The organism is Dyella soli, assembly GCF_054482295.1.
The window spans coordinates 234,563-251,967 of record NZ_JBTFFU010000003.1 but is presented as its reverse complement, the minus strand read 5'-3'; the positions used below and the strand labels follow the sequence as shown (position 1 = coordinate 251,967).

20 protein-coding genes and 1 tRNA gene are annotated in these 17,405 nt (G+C 66.1%); 16 read left to right on the top strand and 5 right to left on the bottom strand.

What is annotated here, in order from left to right; all coding sequences use genetic code 11:
* Position 1 precedes the first annotated feature (1 nt).
* Positions 2-1,201 (top strand): hypothetical protein, encoded by a 1,200-nt coding sequence (locus tag ACXU4B_RS15450; RefSeq protein WP_131410894.1) that lies wholly within the window; start codon positions 2-4, stop codon positions 1,199-1,201.
* A 99-nt stretch (positions 1,202-1,300) separates the two neighbouring features.
* On the opposite strand, the gene ACXU4B_RS15445 is transcribed toward ACXU4B_RS15450, so the two are convergent.
* Together ACXU4B_RS15445 and ACXU4B_RS15440 are read right to left on the bottom strand one after the other, a co-directional pair.
* Complete coding sequence (locus ACXU4B_RS15445) at positions 1,301-2,344, bottom strand: capsular polysaccharide export protein, LipB/KpsS family (protein WP_131410896.1); 1,044 nt, start codon at positions 2,342-2,344, stop codon at positions 1,301-1,303.
* Positions 2,345-2,357: 13 nt separating this feature from the next.
* Positions 2,358-3,611, bottom strand: a complete 1,254-nt coding sequence (locus tag ACXU4B_RS15440) for a glycosyltransferase family 4 protein (RefSeq protein ID WP_131410898.1) — start codon at positions 3,609-3,611, stop codon at positions 2,358-2,360.
* Positions 3,612-3,869: 258 nt separating this feature from the next.
* On the opposite strand from ACXU4B_RS15440, the gene ACXU4B_RS15435 reads away from it, so the two are divergent.
* Positions 3,870-5,021 carry an acyltransferase family protein gene (locus ACXU4B_RS15435; protein WP_131410900.1) on the top strand — a complete coding sequence of 384 codons (1,152 nt, stop codon included), beginning with the start codon at positions 3,870-3,872 and terminating at the stop codon, positions 5,019-5,021.
* Positions 5,022-5,269: 248 nt separating this feature from the next.
* Here the strand turns inward: ACXU4B_RS15435 and ACXU4B_RS15430 are convergent.
* Positions 5,270-5,346: transfer RNA gene (locus ACXU4B_RS15430), tRNA-Met, on the bottom strand.
* A 185-nt stretch (positions 5,347-5,531) separates the two neighbouring features.
* Here ACXU4B_RS15430 and ACXU4B_RS15425 point away from each other — a divergent pair.
* The 8 genes from ACXU4B_RS15425 (at position 5,532) to ACXU4B_RS15390 (ending at position 10,636) form a co-directional block, all read left to right on the top strand.
* Positions 5,532-6,089: an RNA pyrophosphohydrolase gene (locus ACXU4B_RS15425; RefSeq protein WP_131410902.1), complete on the top strand. Its 558-nt coding sequence runs from the start codon at positions 5,532-5,534 to the stop codon at positions 6,087-6,089.
* Between the two features lie 76 nt (positions 6,090-6,165).
* Entirely contained in the window at positions 6,166-6,366 is a 201-nt protein-coding gene (locus ACXU4B_RS15420) for a (2Fe-2S)-binding protein (RefSeq protein ID WP_131410904.1), read from the top strand.
* 135 nt (positions 6,367-6,501) lie between these two features.
* Positions 6,502-6,972, top strand: a complete 471-nt coding sequence (gene bfr / locus ACXU4B_RS15415; protein WP_131410906.1) for a bacterioferritin — start codon at positions 6,502-6,504, stop codon at positions 6,970-6,972.
* 111 nt (positions 6,973-7,083) lie between these two features.
* The gene (locus ACXU4B_RS15410; RefSeq protein ID WP_131410908.1) at positions 7,084-7,836 is read left to right on the top strand and encodes a DUF6776 family protein; all 753 of its coding nucleotides are present in this window, start codon (positions 7,084-7,086) and stop codon (positions 7,834-7,836) included.
* Positions 7,823-8,245, top strand: a complete 423-nt coding sequence (locus ACXU4B_RS15405; RefSeq protein ID WP_131410910.1) for a bactofilin family protein — start codon at positions 7,823-7,825, stop codon at positions 8,243-8,245. Before ACXU4B_RS15410 ends, ACXU4B_RS15405 begins: the two co-directional genes overlap by 14 nt.
* Positions 8,246-8,291: 46 nt before the next feature.
* Complete coding sequence (erpA, locus tag ACXU4B_RS15400) at positions 8,292-8,669, top strand: iron-sulfur cluster insertion protein ErpA (RefSeq protein ID WP_131410912.1); 378 nt, start codon at positions 8,292-8,294, stop codon at positions 8,667-8,669.
* A gap of 13 nt (positions 8,670-8,682) precedes the next feature.
* Positions 8,683-9,654 (top strand): NAD(+) diphosphatase, encoded by a 972-nt coding sequence (nudC, locus tag ACXU4B_RS15395; RefSeq protein ID WP_131410914.1) that lies wholly within the window; start codon positions 8,683-8,685, stop codon positions 9,652-9,654.
* A gap of 112 nt (positions 9,655-9,766) precedes the next feature.
* Positions 9,767-10,636 (top strand): cobalamin biosynthesis protein, encoded by an 870-nt coding sequence (locus ACXU4B_RS15390; protein ID WP_131410916.1) that lies wholly within the window; start codon positions 9,767-9,769, stop codon positions 10,634-10,636.
* Positions 10,637-10,679: 43 nt separating this feature from the next.
* Here ACXU4B_RS15390 and ACXU4B_RS15385 read toward each other — a convergent pair whose 3' ends face one another.
* Positions 10,680-12,554, bottom strand: coding sequence for an MFS transporter (locus tag ACXU4B_RS15385; RefSeq protein ID WP_131410918.1), 1,875 nt, complete (start codon positions 12,552-12,554; stop codon positions 10,680-10,682).
* 122 nt (positions 12,555-12,676) lie between these two features.
* Between ACXU4B_RS15385 and ACXU4B_RS15380 the strand changes: the two genes are divergently transcribed.
* From ACXU4B_RS15380 to ACXU4B_RS15355, 6 genes are all read left to right on the top strand, one after another.
* Positions 12,677-13,135, top strand: a complete 459-nt coding sequence (locus ACXU4B_RS15380) for a hypothetical protein (RefSeq protein ID WP_240734109.1) — start codon at positions 12,677-12,679, stop codon at positions 13,133-13,135.
* A 125-nt stretch (positions 13,136-13,260) separates the two neighbouring features.
* Positions 13,261-13,776 (top strand): hypothetical protein, encoded by a 516-nt coding sequence (locus ACXU4B_RS15375; RefSeq protein WP_131410920.1) that lies wholly within the window; start codon positions 13,261-13,263, stop codon positions 13,774-13,776.
* A gap of 127 nt (positions 13,777-13,903) precedes the next feature.
* Positions 13,904-14,356 (top strand): RidA family protein, encoded by a 453-nt coding sequence (locus ACXU4B_RS15370; RefSeq protein ID WP_131410922.1) that lies wholly within the window; start codon positions 13,904-13,906, stop codon positions 14,354-14,356.
* Positions 14,338-14,847: a hypothetical protein gene (locus tag ACXU4B_RS15365; RefSeq protein WP_458910897.1), complete on the top strand. Its 510-nt coding sequence runs from the start codon at positions 14,338-14,340 to the stop codon at positions 14,845-14,847. Before ACXU4B_RS15370 ends, ACXU4B_RS15365 begins: the two co-directional genes overlap by 19 nt.
* A 77-nt stretch (positions 14,848-14,924) precedes the next feature.
* Positions 14,925-15,263 carry a VOC family protein gene (locus ACXU4B_RS15360; RefSeq protein WP_131410926.1) on the top strand — a complete coding sequence of 113 codons (339 nt, stop codon included), beginning with the start codon at positions 14,925-14,927 and terminating at the stop codon, positions 15,261-15,263.
* A gap of 56 nt (positions 15,264-15,319) precedes the next feature.
* Positions 15,320-15,727 (top strand): SRPBCC family protein, encoded by a 408-nt coding sequence (locus tag ACXU4B_RS15355; RefSeq protein WP_131410928.1) that lies wholly within the window; start codon positions 15,320-15,322, stop codon positions 15,725-15,727.
* A gap of 53 nt (positions 15,728-15,780) precedes the next feature.
* Here the strand turns inward: ACXU4B_RS15355 and purD are convergent, their stop codons facing one another.
* The gene (purD, locus tag ACXU4B_RS15350; protein WP_131410930.1) at positions 15,781-17,064 is read right to left on the bottom strand and encodes a phosphoribosylamine--glycine ligase; all 1,284 of its coding nucleotides are present in this window, start codon (positions 17,062-17,064) and stop codon (positions 15,781-15,783) included.
* Positions 17,065-17,405: the final 341 nt, after the last annotated feature.

Here is a 17,405-nt window from a genome sequence, read left to right as displayed (position 1 = left end):
AATGACAGATTTTCCGAAGGATCTCGACAGGTCCAACCACGACGACAAGGCACTGGGCCCACGCCTCGATCGAGCCATTCTTCGCGCCGCCACCTGGCTTCGCCTGAAGCAATGGCTTGGACGGCATCGCTACCCGATGGTCCTGATCGTCCTGCCGACCCTGTTTACCGCGTTCTATTTCTTCCTGATTGCGGCAGACCAGTACCAGGCTGAAGCGCATTTCGTGGTGCACAGCAGCGATACCCGCTCATCCGGTGCCTCGATGCTGCAGCAGATGCTGCAAACCACGACGGGCGGTGCGGCCATGGCCGAACAGTTCAGCGTCGGCGACTACCTGATGTCTCACGATGCCGTGCAGGCGCTGGAAGCGAAGATGGACCTCGTCGCGATGTTTCGCGCGCCGGAAGCCGATCCGCTGGCGCGTCTCTGGCACGAGCACCCGACGGACTACCAGCTGCTCAAGTACTACCGTGGCATGGTCAGCGTGTACCTGGATTCGTCCACGGGTATTACCACGCTGAAGGTGCGTGGCTTTCGCCCGGCCGACGCCCACCGTATCGCCAGCGCCCTGCTGGAGCTTGGCGAAAAGCGTGTCAACGATTACAACGGCCGCGCCGAGCAGGACACCATCCAGGTCGCCAGGGACGAAGTCGCGCGCGCCGAAAAGCGCGTGCTCGCCGCGCAACAGCAGCTCACCCGATTCAGGCTCAACACGCAGGACATTGACCCCCAGAAATCGGCCACCGGCGTGCTCACCGTGATCGCCGGCCTCGAGAAAGAGTTGGCCGACTCGCGTGCGCAGCTCGCCAGCACCAGTGCACTGCTTGATGCGAACAGCCCTCAGCGGCTCGCGATGAATCAGCGCATCAAGGCACTCGAAGGACAGATCCGCGACCAGGGCGCCCGCCTCACCGGCAACCAGGGTGGCCTGGCACCGCGGTTGTCGAACTATGAGCAGCTCTCGCTGGAGAAGGAAGTTGCCGATCGTGAGTACGCGGTCTCGCTGGACTCGCTCAAGGCCGCCAACCTGGAAGCCATCAGGCAGCACCTGTTCGTGTCGCGCGTGGTGGAGCCCAACCTTCCGGAGGAAGCCGAGTTCCCGCGCCGCATCATCATCGTGCTGAGCGTATTTGCCATCTTGCTGGTGGGCTATGGCATCGGCTGGCTGATTGTTGCGGGCACCAAGGAGCACGCAGGCTGATTGTCCATCGACGAGGCCTCGCCCGCGCTGCGAGCATGCGGGCGAGGCTGTTGCACCGGGCTGCAGAGGAACCCCGTTCGCCGTCAGCGAACCGATGGCTCAGCGGAACCGGGCGGCCCAGCGGAGCACCGGGCGCATCAGGCGCCGGCGCAGGGTCATCCTGACGGGCGCGGCATCGCGCCAGGCCGACAATTCATCAAGTGCCGATTCGACCGTGATGAGCTGGCCGCTGACCCTGCTGATGTAGCGGGGATAGAGAATCAGCACCGCTGCGACAAGGTCATCCAGCGCCAGGCGCCGCGTCCTGCGCGTCACCGGCACCACGTCCTTGGTGAGGCCCCACCCGGCATAGAACGGCTGGCCGTACGCTGTCACCGCCTTGTGGCGAAGCAGCGCCTCAAATCCGGCCAGCGAGGTCAGCACGTGCACTTCGTCAACCTGCGGAAGCATGTCCGCCATGGCGGAGTCCACCACGATCTCGTCCGCCAACGCGGTGGCGTCGTGCTCGCCGTTGCCTCGAGCCCGCAGCCCCGCAACGACATCCGGATGCGGCTTGTAGACGATGTAAGCGTCCGGATTTGACTGGCGCACGGCCCGCAGCAAATCCATGTTGGTGCGTATGCCGGGCGCACCGAGCGCGATGGACGCATCACTCTCGACCTGGCCAGGCACCAGGATGACGCGACACGTTCGCGCGGGCCGCTGCCAGCGTTGACTGCCCACGTTGTATTTGGTGATGCCCGACTCAACCAGACGCTTCCTCAGCACGGCGGCGCGCTCAAGCAGCGCCGCATCGAAGGAGGCCTTTTGCAGCAGATACTCGACATCCGACTCGCGGGTCGCGTCGTAGTAGACGCCGCGCGTATCCACCACCCAGGACAGCGGCTGCACCAGGTCGGCACCAAGCCCCACGGAGCGCAGGAACCCGTCCTCAAGGCGAATCACCTTGATGTTGGGGCGCAGCGACGGACAAACGGCTTTCGAACCCCACACGGCGAGCGTCGCCCCGGCGGGAACGCTCTGCGCGCGACGCACGAAACGCAACTCGCGGCCCTGCAGGAATCGCCGCACGATGGGGCGCTTCCAGGCCGAAAACCCCAGGGCGTAGATGCGATCTGGCAAGACCGTTGCGATGTCTTCCATGTCCGGCGCCAACTCAGCAGGGGCTTGCAACGAGTTCACCAAGAAACCGCTCCACTTCGGCCATATGCGAGTCCCAGGTGGGCGCCTCGTAGTCCGCGATCCGACGCAGCTGCTCGGCACGGCGCAGGCTGTCCGGATGGATGTAGTCAAGCACGGCATCCCTCCAGCCCAGCCCGTCGAGCGGATCGACGAATTCCGGAACGGATCCGGCCACTTCACGAAACACGGGAATGTCGCTGGCGATGACGGGCACACCGAGCGCCAGCGCCTCGACCAATGGCAGGCCGAAGCCTTCGATGAAGCTGGGAAACAGCAGCGCGCGAGCGTGCAGCAGGTAGTTGGCAAGCTCATCGTCGCTGCAGTGACTGCGCTCGATGACTGTGGCGCCAAGGGCGGCACAGCGCTCGAGGAGATCGAGCACCTGCTCGCATTCCCAGCCGCGCTGCCCGACCACGACGAGCCTGGGTGCCGCGTCGCCCATCTGCTCCGCCAGGGCGCGCCAGATGTTCAGTAGCAGGAGATGGTTCTTGCGTGGCTCGATCGTTCCCAGCATGACGAAGTAAGGCCCGGCGACGGGACAGGCCACGGCCGCTTGTGCCGGAATGGCAGGCGCAAGCGGCGCCACGACAATCGGCGGCACTTCCAGGCCGATGGATGCCGCGGCCCGGCGAAAATCGCGGGACGTCTGCTCGGAATTGGCGATGACGCCTGCTCCGAGGGTGGCTGCATGGCGCACGCGGGCCCAGTGGCGCTTCGCTTCACCCGGCCTGCAGTACTCGGCATGGGTGATGGGAATGAGGTCGTGCAGGACGAAGACAGGTCGTGCGCCACGTTTGCGCAAACTCGCCGCATAGTTGTGGCGTTCAAGGCCACGATGACCGGTGTTCAGCAGCAGCGATGGGGATGACAGGCGGCTTCGCATGCCGCGCAGCACACCCCATGCGACGATCCAGGCGGCGCGCGAACTGGCGCCCTTCCAGGGTGCGAGCAGCAATTCGAAGAGCTTCGCGGACTCGGCTTTCGACAGCACGACGGCGTGACGCCCCAGCGCGATGATGGCACGGGAGCGATCGCCAAATTGCTTGATGTAGGCCAGGCCGACCCGGTCGACTCCCGTTGGCAGTCGCGAGCGCATGAACCTGCCAAGCAGGCGGGTCACGTCGATCAGGAACTCCTGCGTGATGTCGCCCCTGCCATCCGGCCATGCGTTTTGTCCCGACACTCCGTGTGCTGGCCGGATGTGCCCCGTGCTTTTCAAGATTTGCATCGCGCCATTCTACCGGCAAGGAGGCTCCCGACCGGGCCCGCGCCGCTTCCAGCGGGCCTCTGGCCAGGACATCGCCCGCATCGACGGCACCCGCCTGCGGGCGGGAGCCCGGCCCGGCGATCGAGCCATCCGTGCCACGGACCCGGCTACGCCTTATGGCGCCCACCGAATGGCCAAGGGTCGGCCCCGCAGGCCCGTGCTAACGTCCTTCCGTGTACCGGTCCCAGGGGAGCGACGCCGTCGTTTAGGGCCATCCGCATGAAAGCCCCGATCAAGATCAACAATTTCGACCTGATCCGCCTGCTGGCGGCCTGCCAGGTGGTGGCGCATCACGCGATCGACCACCTGGATCTGGATCGCAGCGCGCTGCCGGTGGCCTTGCTGGCGCAGCTCATCCGCTATTTCCCTGGCGTCCCGGTTTTCTTCTTCGTCAGCGGCTTTCTGATCAGCAAGTCCTACGAATCCAGCGCCAGCGTGTTCGATTACGCGCGCAATCGCGTGCTTCGCATTTATCCGGCGCTGATCGTGTGCACGCTGCTGGCGGTGGGTGCCGTGTTCGCGCTCGACTACCTGCCACGCGCAGATGCTCCGTTGCATGGCGTGCTTACGTGGATGGTCGCGCAAATGACCATCGTGCAGTTCTACAACCCGGGCTTCATGCGCGACTTCGGCGTGGGCGTGCTCAACGGCAGCCTGTGGACGATCACGGTGGAACTGCAGTTCTACGTCGTCACGCCCATGGTCTACGCGCTGTGCGGACTTCGGCACCGACGCGGCACGCTGATGCTCATGCTGCTGACGCTGGCCCTGCTCGTGCCCAACCTGGCCTACTGGCATGCCGACCCGGAACACCATCCCGCCACGACGTTGAAGCTGTTCGGCGTGACCTTCCTGCCCTGGTACTACATGTTCCTGTTGGGCGTGCTGGCGCAGCGGCATTTCCATCTGCTGCACGGCTGGCTGTCGGGCAGGGCGATCCCACTGGGTGTCGCGTACGTGCTGGCCACCATGTTGGCCACGCACCAGCTTGGCTGGAATGCTTCCAACGACATCCACCCGGTGCTGTACGTCCTGCTCGCCGCCTTCGTGTTTTCGCTGGCCTATACCGCGCCCACCTGGGCGGATCGCCTGCTTCGGCGGCAGGACATTTCGTATGGCATCTACATCTACCACATGCCCTGCATCAACGTGCTGCTCTACCTGGGACTCAAGGGACAGACCATGGCGCTGGCTTTCACCTTCGCGGCGGCGGTCCTGATCGCCATGCTGTCCTGGATCGCGATCGAGCGACCCTGCCTGCAGATGAAGCGCGGTGGTCTGGAGCACAGCCCGCTTCCCGGCGCCCGCCCTGTCACGCCGGACACGCCGGACACGCCGACGACGCTGCCAGTCTCAGAAGAGACGCGATAGCTCAGCAGTCGCGACACGCACTCGTGCCACGAGCAAGCCACGCCATGTGGATCCGACGTTTCGCACCGATCGCGCAAGCTCAGTGCGAATGGTCGACGCGCGGGAAGCGGACAAGCCGTGCGTGACATCCCAGGCGGCCACACGCCGCAAGGTCGCAAGGTCGCAAGGTCGCACTGCACACAGCAACCCCTGAAACGAAAAAACCCCTGAAATATCAAGGGTCATTTGGCCGCGCGCTGGCGAAATCTTGGTGGCTATGGGTGGACTCGAACCACCGACCCCAGCATTATGAGTGCTGTGCTCTAACCGGCTGAGCTACATAGCCTTGGGTGCCGCCCGCCGCGGGTGTCGACGTGATGTCGATCAGGCGGGGCGCGGCAGTTTAGTCGTCCCTGCCTTTTGGTTCAAGTGTTCGGCTTGCTGCCAGTTTGTGCGCTATGGTTGAATCGACCGCGAGCCGCGGCGTACATGACCTGCCGATTCGTCGTGTCGCTGGCTCCAGGAGGCAACATGATCGACGTCGATGGCTACCGTCCGAATGTGGGCATTGTTCTGCTGAACGCAGACGGCCGACTGTTCTGGGCGCGCCGCGTCAATCGTGACGGCTGGCAGTTCCCCCAGGGCGGCATGCGCAGCGACGAGACGCCGCTGGAAGCGATGTATCGCGAACTGGAAGAGGAAACCGGCCTGCGCCCGCAGCACGTGGAAGTGCTTGGCGCCACGCGTGGCTGGCTCCGCTATCGGCTGCCCAGCCGCTATGTGCGGCATCACCAGCGCCCGACCTGCATCGGCCAGAAACAGGTGTGGTTCCTGCTGCGGCTGGTGGGCGAAGAGGATGCGCTGCGCCTGGACGCCTGCGAGAAGCCCGAATTCGACCTCTGGCGCTGGGTGGATTTCTGGTACCCGGCTGCCCACGTGGTCAATTTCAAGCGTCAGGTCTACGAGCGGGCGCTGCGGCACTTCGCACCCCTGGTGGAGACGCTGTTGAGCGTTCAGCTGGGCGACTTGCCCCAGCCCAAGGGGCAGGACCCCGGCGATCGCCCGCGCAAGGGCAAGGCCGCTGCCTGAACGAATACCCAGGCCCGGGCTCCTGCCACGGGCCACTGGTTGACAATCATTCGCATTTGCGTTCCCATATGCACCCATGTATATCTGCATGTGCAACGCCGTCACCGACAGCGACATCCGCCGCGCCGCGGCCGATGGCGTTCACCATTTCGCCGACCTGCAGGCACGCACGGGTTGCTCGGACTGCTGCGGCTGCTGCGAGCAGGAAGCGCGCGCCACGCTGGACAAGGCGGTAGAGCAGGTCCGCTTCCAGCTGCCGGTCATCGCAACCGCCTGAAACCCCCTGGTTTCCCCGCCAGACGCGCAGCCTTCGCTGCGCGTTTTTGCATTGGCGATCCATAGTCATTCTCGTTTCGTCACCCCTCGGAAGTACGCCGTATAGTTGCTGGCTGTAGCGGCAAGGAGACTTCCCATGAAGGGCGACGCGAAGGTCATCGAGTTCCTCAACAAGGTGCTCTACAACGAGCTGACCGCCATCAACCAGTATTTCCTGCATTACCGGATGTACAAGGACTGGGGCTACAGCGAGCTTGCCGAGCACGAGTACAAGGAATCCATCGAGGAGATGAAGCACGCCGATCACCTGATCGAGCGCATCCTCTTCCTGGACGGGCTGCCGAACCTGCAGCACCTGGGCAAGCTGCGCATCGGCGAGAACGCACTGGAATGTCTGCAGGGCGATCTCGACCTGGAGATGGCGGCCGTGAAGGACCTGCGCGAAGCCATCGCCCACAGCGAAGGCATCGCCGACTACGTCAGCCGCGACCTGTTCAAGAACATCCTCCACGATGAGGAAGAGCACATCGACTGGCTGGAAACGCAGTTCAGCCTGGTCAAGGACATCGGTGCCGAGCGTTACCTGCAGGCGAAGATGGCCGGCTGATATCCGGCGGGCGTCACACGCCCGGACCCTTGCGGCGCAAAGCGTGGCACGGTTCCTTGACGCTCTCGCCGCGGCGCGGCTATACCGTGGTTTTCCCTGGGAAGGCCACGCATGGCTTCACGCCCACCACCGCGTTTCGTGGTCCGCCCGCATGACGCCGGCGGCCTGAGGCGTCGTGCCTTGTGGTTGGGTGCCGGCTGGCTGCTCAGTCTGGTGTTGACCGGACTTGTGGTTGGCGGCCTGGTCCGCCATGCGACGCCCGCCGCCACGGAGAAGCGCCAGCTCGATGCGCTCGCCAAGGACAACGACGACTTGCGCCAGCAGGTGGCCAACCTGCAGCGCGCGACCCAGGTGGGCGATATCGCCACGCGCTCACTGCGCCAGACGCTGGCCGAGCGGGAGGAAGAGATCAGCGGCCTGCGCGCCGACCTCGGCTTCTACTCGCGCCTGACCGGCGGTGATGCGCAGCGCGAGGGCCTGAAGGTGCAGGAAGTACGCGTCCAGCCGGTCGCCAGCTCGCACGCCTGGAACCTCACGCTGAGCCTGACCCAGAACGCCAGGCGCGGCGAAGACGTGGACGGCACCGCCACGGTGAGCGTGGAAGGCCTGCGCGGCGAGAAGGTCGTGAAGCTCGACTGGCCAGCCCTCGGCGACGCTGCCCAGAGCAGTGGCATTCCGTTCCGCTTCAAGTATTTTCAGCAGTTGCACGCCACCATCGTGCTGCCCGCCGACTTTCGCCCGACCCGCCTCCTGATCCATGCTCAACCTTCGGGTGACGAAGCCGTCAGCCGTGCCGTGGCGTGGAACGATGCGGTGTCCGGCCACCTCACACCGACCCAAGGAGAACAGGATGCTCAACCGTAAGCGCGCCGAGCGCACGCCCGCCAGCGCGGATACCAGCCTGATTGCGCACGGCACGGTCATCCGTGGCGACGTGCGCTTCAGCGGCATGCTGCACCTGGATGGCCGCGTCGAGGGCTCGGTGTCGGGCGACGACGATGGCGCCGTCTTCACACTGAGCGAGAACGGTGTCGTGCAGGGTGAGATCCACGTGTCGCACGCCATCATCAACGGCCAGGTGCACGGTGACATCCATGCGGGCGAGCGCCTGGAGCTGGCGCCGCAGGCCCGCGTGACCGGCGATGTCCACTACCGCACGCTCGAAATGGCAGCCGGCGCCCAGGTGAACGGCCGCATGAGCCACCGGCTCGGCGAGGCCCCGCGTGAACTGCCTGCACCTACGCTGATCGGCGCGGAAACCGTACCGGCCTGATCGCGCTATCCTTGCACCTCAGCCGCCACGCCCCCACTTGAGCAGCATGGATACCGTCCTCCCCCTTCCGATCGTCCCCGACTACCGCAGTGCCGGTGCGCCGCTGGTGTTCTCCGAGGCTGCCGCCCGCAAGGTGCGGGAGCTGATCGTGGAGGAGGGCAATCCGGAACTGAAGCTGCGCGTGTACATCACCGGCGGCGGTTGCTCGGGCTTCCAGTACGGCTTCACCTTTGACGAAGCCCGGGCCGAGGACGACTTTGCGCTCGATCGCGAAGGCGTGACGCTACTGGTCGATCCGCTGTCGCTGCAGTACCTGACCGGCGCCGAGATCGACTATTCGGAGAGCCTCAGCGGCTCGCAGTTCGTCATTCGCAATCCCAACGCGAAGACCACCTGCGGCTGCGGCTCCTCCTTCTCCACCTGAGCGCGCGCCCGGCATGGATCGCACCACCCTGCCGCGCCTCAACACCTTCGCGGGCCTGAGCCTGATTCTCGACCGGGTGGCCGAGAAGCGCGACGAAGCAACCTGGGTCAACGAGCAGGCCGCATCCGCGCACGCCCGCTACCTGTTGCTGGATGCGCTGGGCCAGACCTACCTGCTGCCCGGCCGCGACGCGCTGCGCTGGCTCGACAGCGGCGAGCGCGAACAGCTGCTGGGTGAACTGAAGGCGACCTTCCTCGGCTTTGCCGGCGAGCGGCCGCACTTCCTGCTGGCGCTGGACGATGGCGACCACGCGGCGGAACTCGAGACCCGGCTGAGCGCGCGACGCGCCGGCCTGCGCGACGTGGGCCTGCAGCTGGCCGCGGACGAAGCGGGCCTGTTTGCCTACGCCAAGGGCCTCGCGCACTGGCAACGCGAGACACGCTTCTGCGCCCGTTGCGGCTCGCCAGTGGTGCTGGTGGCGTCCGGCCACCGTGCCCAGTGCACCAACGCCGAATGCGGCCGCATGCATTTCCCGCGCACCGACGCCGCCGTCATCGTGATCGTGGAACACGAAGGCGCCTGCCTGCTCGGTCGCCAGGCCGGCTGGCCGAAGGGCCGCTATTCCACCCTGGCCGGCTTCGTGGAACCGGGCGAAGCACTGGAAGACGCCGTACGCCGCGAAGTGGCCGAGGAATCGGGCGTCATCGTGGGCGACGTGCACTACCACTCGTCGCAACCCTGGCCGCTGCCGCAGTCGCTGATGGTGGGTTTCACCGCGACCGCAGTCTCGCGCACGATCCGCCTGCGCGATCACGAACTGGAAGACGCACGCTGGTTCACGCCCCAGGACATCGTCGACGGACTGGCCGACGGCAGCTTCCTGCCCTCGCCGCCGCTGTCGGTCTCCTTCCGCCTGCTGGCGCACTGGCTGCAACAACGGGCCGGGCTGGATCTCGAGGCGCTCGTCGCCCGCCGCGCCGGCTGATTGCTGCTGCAGATGCCGGCAACGGCATGTCGCCCAATTGTCATCGGTGTCGCGCGGCGACATTTCCCGCCCTTGGCCTACAATGCGGCTCATCCCATCAAGAGCCGCATCCATGGCTGTCAGCCTGCTTACTGCCCTTATCGCGCTCGGCCTGCTGCACGTGCAACCGCAGCTCACGCACTGGCGGGGGGATGGTGGATTCCGGCGCTGGGTAGCCCAACTGGGCGACACCAGCGGACCTGGACGCGTGGCCGTGACGCTCGGCGTGCCGGTGGTCGCGTGCCTGCTGGTGTCGTGGCTGATCAGCCTGCTGCCGGGCAGCGACGTGCTGCGCCTGATCTTCTCGCTGGTCGTGCTGCTGTACAGCCTCGGCCCGCACGCCTTCGAGGAGGATCTGGAGGCGATCATCAAGGCGCCCGACCAGCCCAGCCGCGAGGCGGCCGCACAGGCGCTGTCCGAAGAAGGCGAGCCGGTGGCCTGGCATGCGGTAGCCCTGGGCGAGGCCACCGCCTATGCGGCACTGCGCCGGCGCTTTGGCGTGCTGTTGTGGTTCTTCCTGCTCGGTCCGGCCGGCGCGCTGCTCTATCGGCTCGCGCAGACGCTGGGCCGCGACCACAGCCTGCACGTGGACGCCCAGGCCCGCGCATCGGCGCGTGCGTTTGCCAACCTTGCCGACTGGCTGCCGGCGCAGCTGCTGGTTTTCACGCTGGCCCTGGTCGGTCACTGGGATGCCGTGATCCAGGCATGGAAGCGCTGGCACCAGCAGCAGCCACCCAACAGCTGGTACGTGGAAGGTCCGGGTTTCCTCGGCGCCGCCGCGCGCGCCGACGTGCAGGTGGATATCGAGGCCGGTGACGGCTACGCCGAGGAACGCACCGACCCCGTCGCCGAACTGATCCGCCTGCGCAGTGCGCTGCTGCGCGCCCTGCTCTCATGGCTCAGCGTGGTGGCGCTGATCGTGCTGGCGGGCTGGATGGGCTGACGCCCGCCCTTCCCGGCTTCCGGGAAGCCCACCGCCTGCGGCGTCAGGCGAAGTCTCCGCGCAACTCGCGCACCCGCGCTTCCAGCATCGCCATCTGGGCATCGGTCGGGGCCATGGGCGCGCCGGCCACCAGTTCCACGCGTGCACGGAATCGCCGCGGCAATCGTGCGCGATGCAGCATCGAATCGCGCCGGCTCCACACGCTGCCCCACAGCCCGCGCAGGGCCAGCGGCACCACCGGCACCGGGCGACGCCCCAGGATCCGTGCCACGCCGGGCCGGAACGGCGCGATGTCGCCGTCGCGGGTCAGGCCGCCTTCCGGAAAGATGCACACCAGCTCGCCGGCCGCCAGCGCGGCATCCACTTCATCATAGGCGCGCTCCAGCACCGCGGCGTCTTCCTTGTGCCCAGCGATGGGTATGGCCCTGGCCGTGCGGAACACGAACTTCAATACCGGGATGTTGAAGATCTTGTAGTGCATGACGAAACGCGCCGGTCGACGCAGGTTCGCCATCAGCAACAGCGGATCCATGAAGCTGACGTGGTTGCAGACCAGCAAGGCCGGTCCTTCCGCGGGAATCTGCCCGAGCCCGTCCACACGCACGCGATAAAGCGTGTTCACCAGCACCCAGGTGATGAACCGCATGAGGAACTCGGGCACCAGGGTGAAGATGTACACCGCGACGGCCACGTTGAGCACCGCGGCAACGAGGAAGATCTCCACTGCGGTAAGGCCCAGCGCCCCCAGCCCCAGGCCGAAGCCCGAGGCCAGGCAGATCAGCAGCGCGTTGAGAATATTGTTGCCGGCGATCACGCGACTCAGGCGATCGGGCGGCGTGCGCGCCTGCACGAAGGCGAACAGCGGCACCACGTAGAAGCCGGCGAACACACCAATCAGGGTCAGGTCGAGCACCACGCGCCAGCTGCCCACGCCGTGCAGGAAGGCCAGCCAGTCCAGGCCGTGCACCGCCGCCACGTGCGGATGTGCGAAATACAGGTCCACGCCGAAGGCCGTGAGTCCGAAGGCGCCCAGCGGCACCAGGCCCACTTCCACGCGTCGGCCCGACATGCGCTCGCACAGCAGCGAGCCGATGCCGGTGCCCAGCGAAAACAGCGTCAACACCAGCGTGTTCACCGAGCCGTCGCCGCCCAGGTTCACCCGCGTGTAGTTGGGCAGCTGCGCGACCAGCACGGTGCCGAAGAACCAGAACCAGGAAATGCCCAGCACGGCATTGAACACGCTGCGGTCTTGGCGCGTGATGCCCAGCACGCGCGCCGTTTCCGTCACCGGATTCCAGTTGAAGACCAGGTCGGGCGCCGTCGCCGGCGCGGGCGGAATGCGCCGGCTGGCGAGATAGCCGGCCACCGCGACCAGCACCGTCGCTGCCGAAGCCGCGACCGGACCGGCGCCGGCAATCAGCATCAGTGAATTGCCGGCGATCATGCCGATCAGCATGGCCAGCTGCGTGCCCATCTCGACCAGGCCGTTGCCGCCGACCAGTTCGTCGGGCTTCAGTGCCTGCGGCAAGATCGCGTACTTGATCGGGCCGAAGGTGGTCGAATGCAGGCCCATCAGGAACAGCACCACCAGGAGCAGCGTGGTGTGGTGGGTATAGAACCCCACCGCCGCCAGCAACATGGCGCCGATCTCGAACAGCTTCACGTAGCGGATGATGCGCGACTTCTCGTATTTCTCGGCCAGCTGTCCCGCCGTCGCCGAAAACAGGAAGTAGGGCAGGATGAACAGCGCGGGCGCCAGGTTGGTGTAGAGCGACACCGTCCTGTCGTCCAGCCCCATCTGGAACGCCACCAGCATGACCATCGCATTGCGGAACGCGTTGTCGTTGAACGCGCCCAGTGCCTGGGTCCAGAAAAACGGGGCGAAACGGCGGCTGCCAAGCAGGTTGAACTGGCTCATGCGGGGGCCTGGATGAGTGACGCCCGGAAGCCTAGCGCGAAAACCCTTGCGGCCACATGCCGGCGTGGTGCCAGGTCAGGCGCCGGCGCGGCTTGCCCCGTGCGCGTTCTCCGTGAAAGGATGTGGCGGCGCGGCGCTCGCCCGATCCGGGTTCTCCGGATCCGGACACGACGACTGGCCGCGTCGAGGGGATCCAACGGCTGTTGCTTGCCGACCAGGGCGTCCGGCTGAAACCGGCATCGTCCCCGGACGCGGACCGGCACAACCCGATGACTCCCGCCTTGCGTCAGGCCATCCAACAGGGGGATCGCATGCTGGCAGAGTTCAAGCGCAATACGAATATCGGTGTCGGCCTAGGCATCATCGGCGAAATCGTCGGTCGCTCATTGTCGACGTCCGGCAGTCCCGGACTCGGCGCGATCGTCATCCTCGCTGGCTTCGCCGTCTTCATCTGGGGATGCTCGCAGTACGCCAGGGCCAAGGGCCATTCGGCCTGGTTCGGCGCCTTCGGCGTGCTCAGCATCATTGGCCTGCTCGTGCTGGTGTTCCTTCCGGACCGGCACAAGGAAGCGCGTGCCTGAGGCCAGGCCGGGCGGTGCGCCAGACGCGCCGCCCGCTGCGGTATCGACGCCGTGCGCGGTGGTCGACCCGCAAACCCATCGTTGAGGCGAACGCCTCACTGCTGCCCAACCCCGGCGTCGGATCTATGTCCAGGATCACTGCAGCCTTGTGGCTTTGCCTGGTGTGCTCCGTCGGCTTGGCCGAGCCTGCGTCCACGCCGACGGTCACGTTCAGCGCGTACGGCGCCGTGCATGTCGGCATGAGCCGCCACGAGCTTGAGTCCGCCCTTGGCACCGCGCTCAAGAGCATCGATCCGGATACCGACTCCGAAGGCTGTCGTTATGTGGCCCCGTCGCACGGACATGACGGCATCAGCTTCATGCTCATCAACGGGCACCTGGCCAGGATCGACGTGCAGTCCGACCAGGTGATGACGCTCACCGGCGCCCACATAGGCGCCACGCAACAAGAGGTGCTGGATCGCTACCCGGGCCGCGTGGAGATATCACCCCATGCCTACACGGAGCCCGACGGCACGTATCTCACGATCTACTCGCCCGACAAGCGTCATGGCATCCGTTTCGAGACGTATCACGGCCGGGCCACGACGTTTTATGCAGGCACGGCCGACGCCATCCAGTACATCGAGGGCTGCCTGTGAACTCCGGCGTTTGCACGCGGGAACGCGATCGCCGAGCTTGATGGCAGGCAGTGGCCCACCATCGGCCGCGTCGCTCACCACGACGTCGCCGGTCATGGCACCAACCTGACGGTAAAGGAGAGAGGAAATGAGGGGAACCCTGTTGCTGCTCGCTGCACTGGCCCTGGCCAGTCCTGCGCACGCCTTCGCCGCCGAGCGGGCGAACGTTGAATTCCTGAACTCGGGCAAGCCGCTGCCAACGAACCCTCCGTTCTCGGAAGCGGTTCGTGTCGGTAACACGCTCTATCTTTCGGGCCAGATCGGCATCGACTCTGGCAGCATGAAGCTCGTCGAGGGCGGCATCAAGGCAGAAGCCCGGCAAGCCATGACGAACATCAAGGCGACCCTGGAAGCCCACGGATACGCGATGACGGACATCGTCAAATGCACCGTGATGCTGGCGGACATGTCCGAATGGGGCAGTCTCAACGAGGTCTACAAGACGTTTTTCCCCGGCCGCTATCCGGCGCGCAGTGCGTTTGGCACCACCGGGCTGGCCCTGGGTGCGCGAGTGGAAATTGAATGCATGGCGGCGAAGTGAAGCCGATCCTACCTGCTGCCACGCGGCAGTCACCGGCCGGGCGAACGCGCGCAAGCGGCGACGCGCGGGACCGACATCGGCTTCATGCGCACGTGATGCGCCAACTCGCCGCCGTGGTGCTGGCTCTGTGCATCACCATGGGCGTCTGCGCGCAGGCGTTGACCTGGCGTTACCCCGGCGACCGCATCACCTTTGACCAGTGGACGGCGTACTTCGACGAGCTGGCCCACCGGAAGGGCGCCATCGTTACCGAACAGTCGCAGTACTACATCATCAACTTGTTCAGCGACCGGGAGCAGCCGGCGCTGTACGTGTTTACCAAGCCCAATCACCCGGCGTACCCCGCGGTAGTGATTCGTGCCGTCGAGACCAGGGACGGCGAGTCACACATCGTCCGGCACGGCCACTATGCCGGTGATCAGGCACAATTCGACCGCTGGTGGCACGCGTTCGACGCCCTCGACAAACAGAATATCGAGGATGCCAGGTAAGGCCATGGTGGCGTGGGCGTGGGCGCGTGCGTTACGTCGCTGGTCCGTTCGACCAGCCGCGCCAACCGGAGGTCGACATGGCGAATGTCTATCAATCGTCGCGCGACGTCATCCTGCGTACCCGTGACTGGGAGCAGGCGACCGCCTTCTACGGATCCGTGCTCGGCCTGCCGGTCACGCACCAGAGTCCCGGCCTGATCGGTTTCGAAACAGGCGCCTATTGCCTGTACGTGGAGCAGGGCGCGGCGCACGGGCCGGTCTTCGAGTTCCTGGTCCACGACCTGGCGTCGGCGAAGGCGCAACTGCTCGCTGCCGGGTGCGTGATCCAGGAGGAACAGGATGCGGTTCCGCGCTGTTATTTGCGAGATCCGTACGGGCTCGTGTTCAATCTGCGGGCTCGTGCCGCCGCCGGATGAAACGTGGTCGTGCGGGCAACCGATGTGACTCGACGACACAGGACCAGGGAGCTGTCATGTGGATGCATGAAGAGAGCATGGAAACCACCGCCAGGCCGGAGCGCATCTGGCAGTTGTTTGCCGACGTGCCGGGCTGGAAGGCTTGGAACGCCGGCATCGAACACATCGAACTGCATGGCCCGTTTGCCGCGGGCACGAGCTTCACCATGCAGCCGCCGGGCATGGAGCCCTTCACCAGCACGCTGACGGCAGTGCGCGAGAACGAGGGCTTCACGGACGAAACGGTGGTCGACGGCACTCGCGTGGTGGTGGAGCATCGCATCGAGGTCCTCGCACCGGGACGCACGCGCATCGTTTACCGCACGCGCATCGACGGCGTGGCCGCCGACGACATCGGACCGCTGGTAACGGGCGACTTTGCCGATGTGTTGCGGGCGCTCAGGCGGCAGGCCGAGCTGGACTAGCCCGCATCGCCCCCGCCGGCACCGGCTGCGCGCCGCCCGCGGGGGTGAGTGCGTCAACCGCGGTGCAACGCGCGGTGGGCGATGTCGCGACGGCAGAACGCGCCGTCGTAGTGGAGCTTGCCGACGGCGGCATAGGCGTTCTCGCGCGCGGCGGCAATGTCCTTGCCCAGTGCGCACACGGTGAGCACGCGGCCGCCGGCGGTCACCACCTGGCCCTGCGCATCGAGCTGGGTGCCGGCGTGGAAAACCTTCGCGTCGGCGCTGAATTCACTGTCCAGGCCATGGATGACATCGCCACTGCGCACCTTGCCCGGGTAGCCGCCCGCCGCCATCACCACGCCGAGGGAGGGGCGCGGATCCCATTGCGCATGGGTGTGGTGCAGTTCGCCGTCGAGCGCCGCCTCGATCAGGTCGACCAGGTCGGACTTCAGGCGCAGCATGATCGGCTGCGTCTCCGGGTCGCCAAAGCGCACGTTGAATTCGATCACCTTGGGCGCGCCACTCTTGTCGATCATCAGGCCGGCATAGAGGAAGCCGATGAAGGGCGCGCCTTCCATCGCCATGCCGTGCAGGGTGGGCTCGATGACTTCCTTGAGGATCCGCTTCTCCACTTCCGGCGTCACCACCGGCGCGGGCGAGTAGGCACCCATGCCACCGGTGTTCGGGCCCAGGTCGCCTTCGTCGCGGCGCTTGTGGTCCTGGCTGCTGGCCATCGGCAGGGCATGCTGGCCGTCGCTCATGACGATGTAGCTGGCTTCCTCGCCGTCGAGGAACTCCTCGATGACCACGCGGGCGGAAGCATCGCCGAAGGCATGCGCGCCGAGCATGTCATGCAGTGCCTGCTCGGCGTCGGCGAGCGTGAGTGCCACCACCACGCCCTTGCCGGCGGCGAGGCCGTCGGCCTTGATGACGATCGGCGCGCCGTGTTTGCGCACATAGGCCAGCGCCGGATTGAGCTCGGTGAACACCGCATAATGGGCGGTGGGAATGTTGTGGCGATGCAGGAAGTCCTTGGCGAAGGCCTTGGAGCCTTCCAGCTGCGCGGCGATGGCACGCGGGCCGAAGCAGCGCAGGCCGGCGGCGCGGAACTTGTCGACCACGCCCGCCACCAGCGGCACTTCGGGGCCGACCACGGTCAGCCCGATCTTTTCGTCCCTGGCCAGCTTGAGCAGGCCGTCGAGGTCGGTCACCGCCACGTTGACGTTGCGCACGCCCTTTTCGCGAGCGGTGCCGGCGTTGCCCGGGGCGACGATCACTTCGCTGACACGCGGCGATTGCTTGAGCTTCCACGCCAGCGCGTGTTCGCGCCCGCCGCTGCCGATGACCAGGACTTTCATGCTTGCTCCAACGACCGAAGAGTGGCGCCGGGGGCGGCGCAGCTCGTCATTGTAGAGGCTGGGCTGGAATTGCGCAGCGCAGCAGAGCCGTCAGCTCCCTCGCCCCGCAGGGGAGAGGGAGCAAAAGCGCGCGGCGCCCGGCTTTAAGTCCTCTACGCCGCGGCGCGTTGCGGTGAAGCGGCTGTGCAGAGGCGGAGGTGTCCGGCATCGAGACCCCGGGACCGGTCATGCCTGTATCCAACCCTTTGCCACGAGCTCGTCAGGCCATTTCTTTGGGTTACTTTTCTTTGGGCCAGCAAAGAAAAGTGACTCGAGCGGCGGCAGCCGTTCGAAACGCCCGC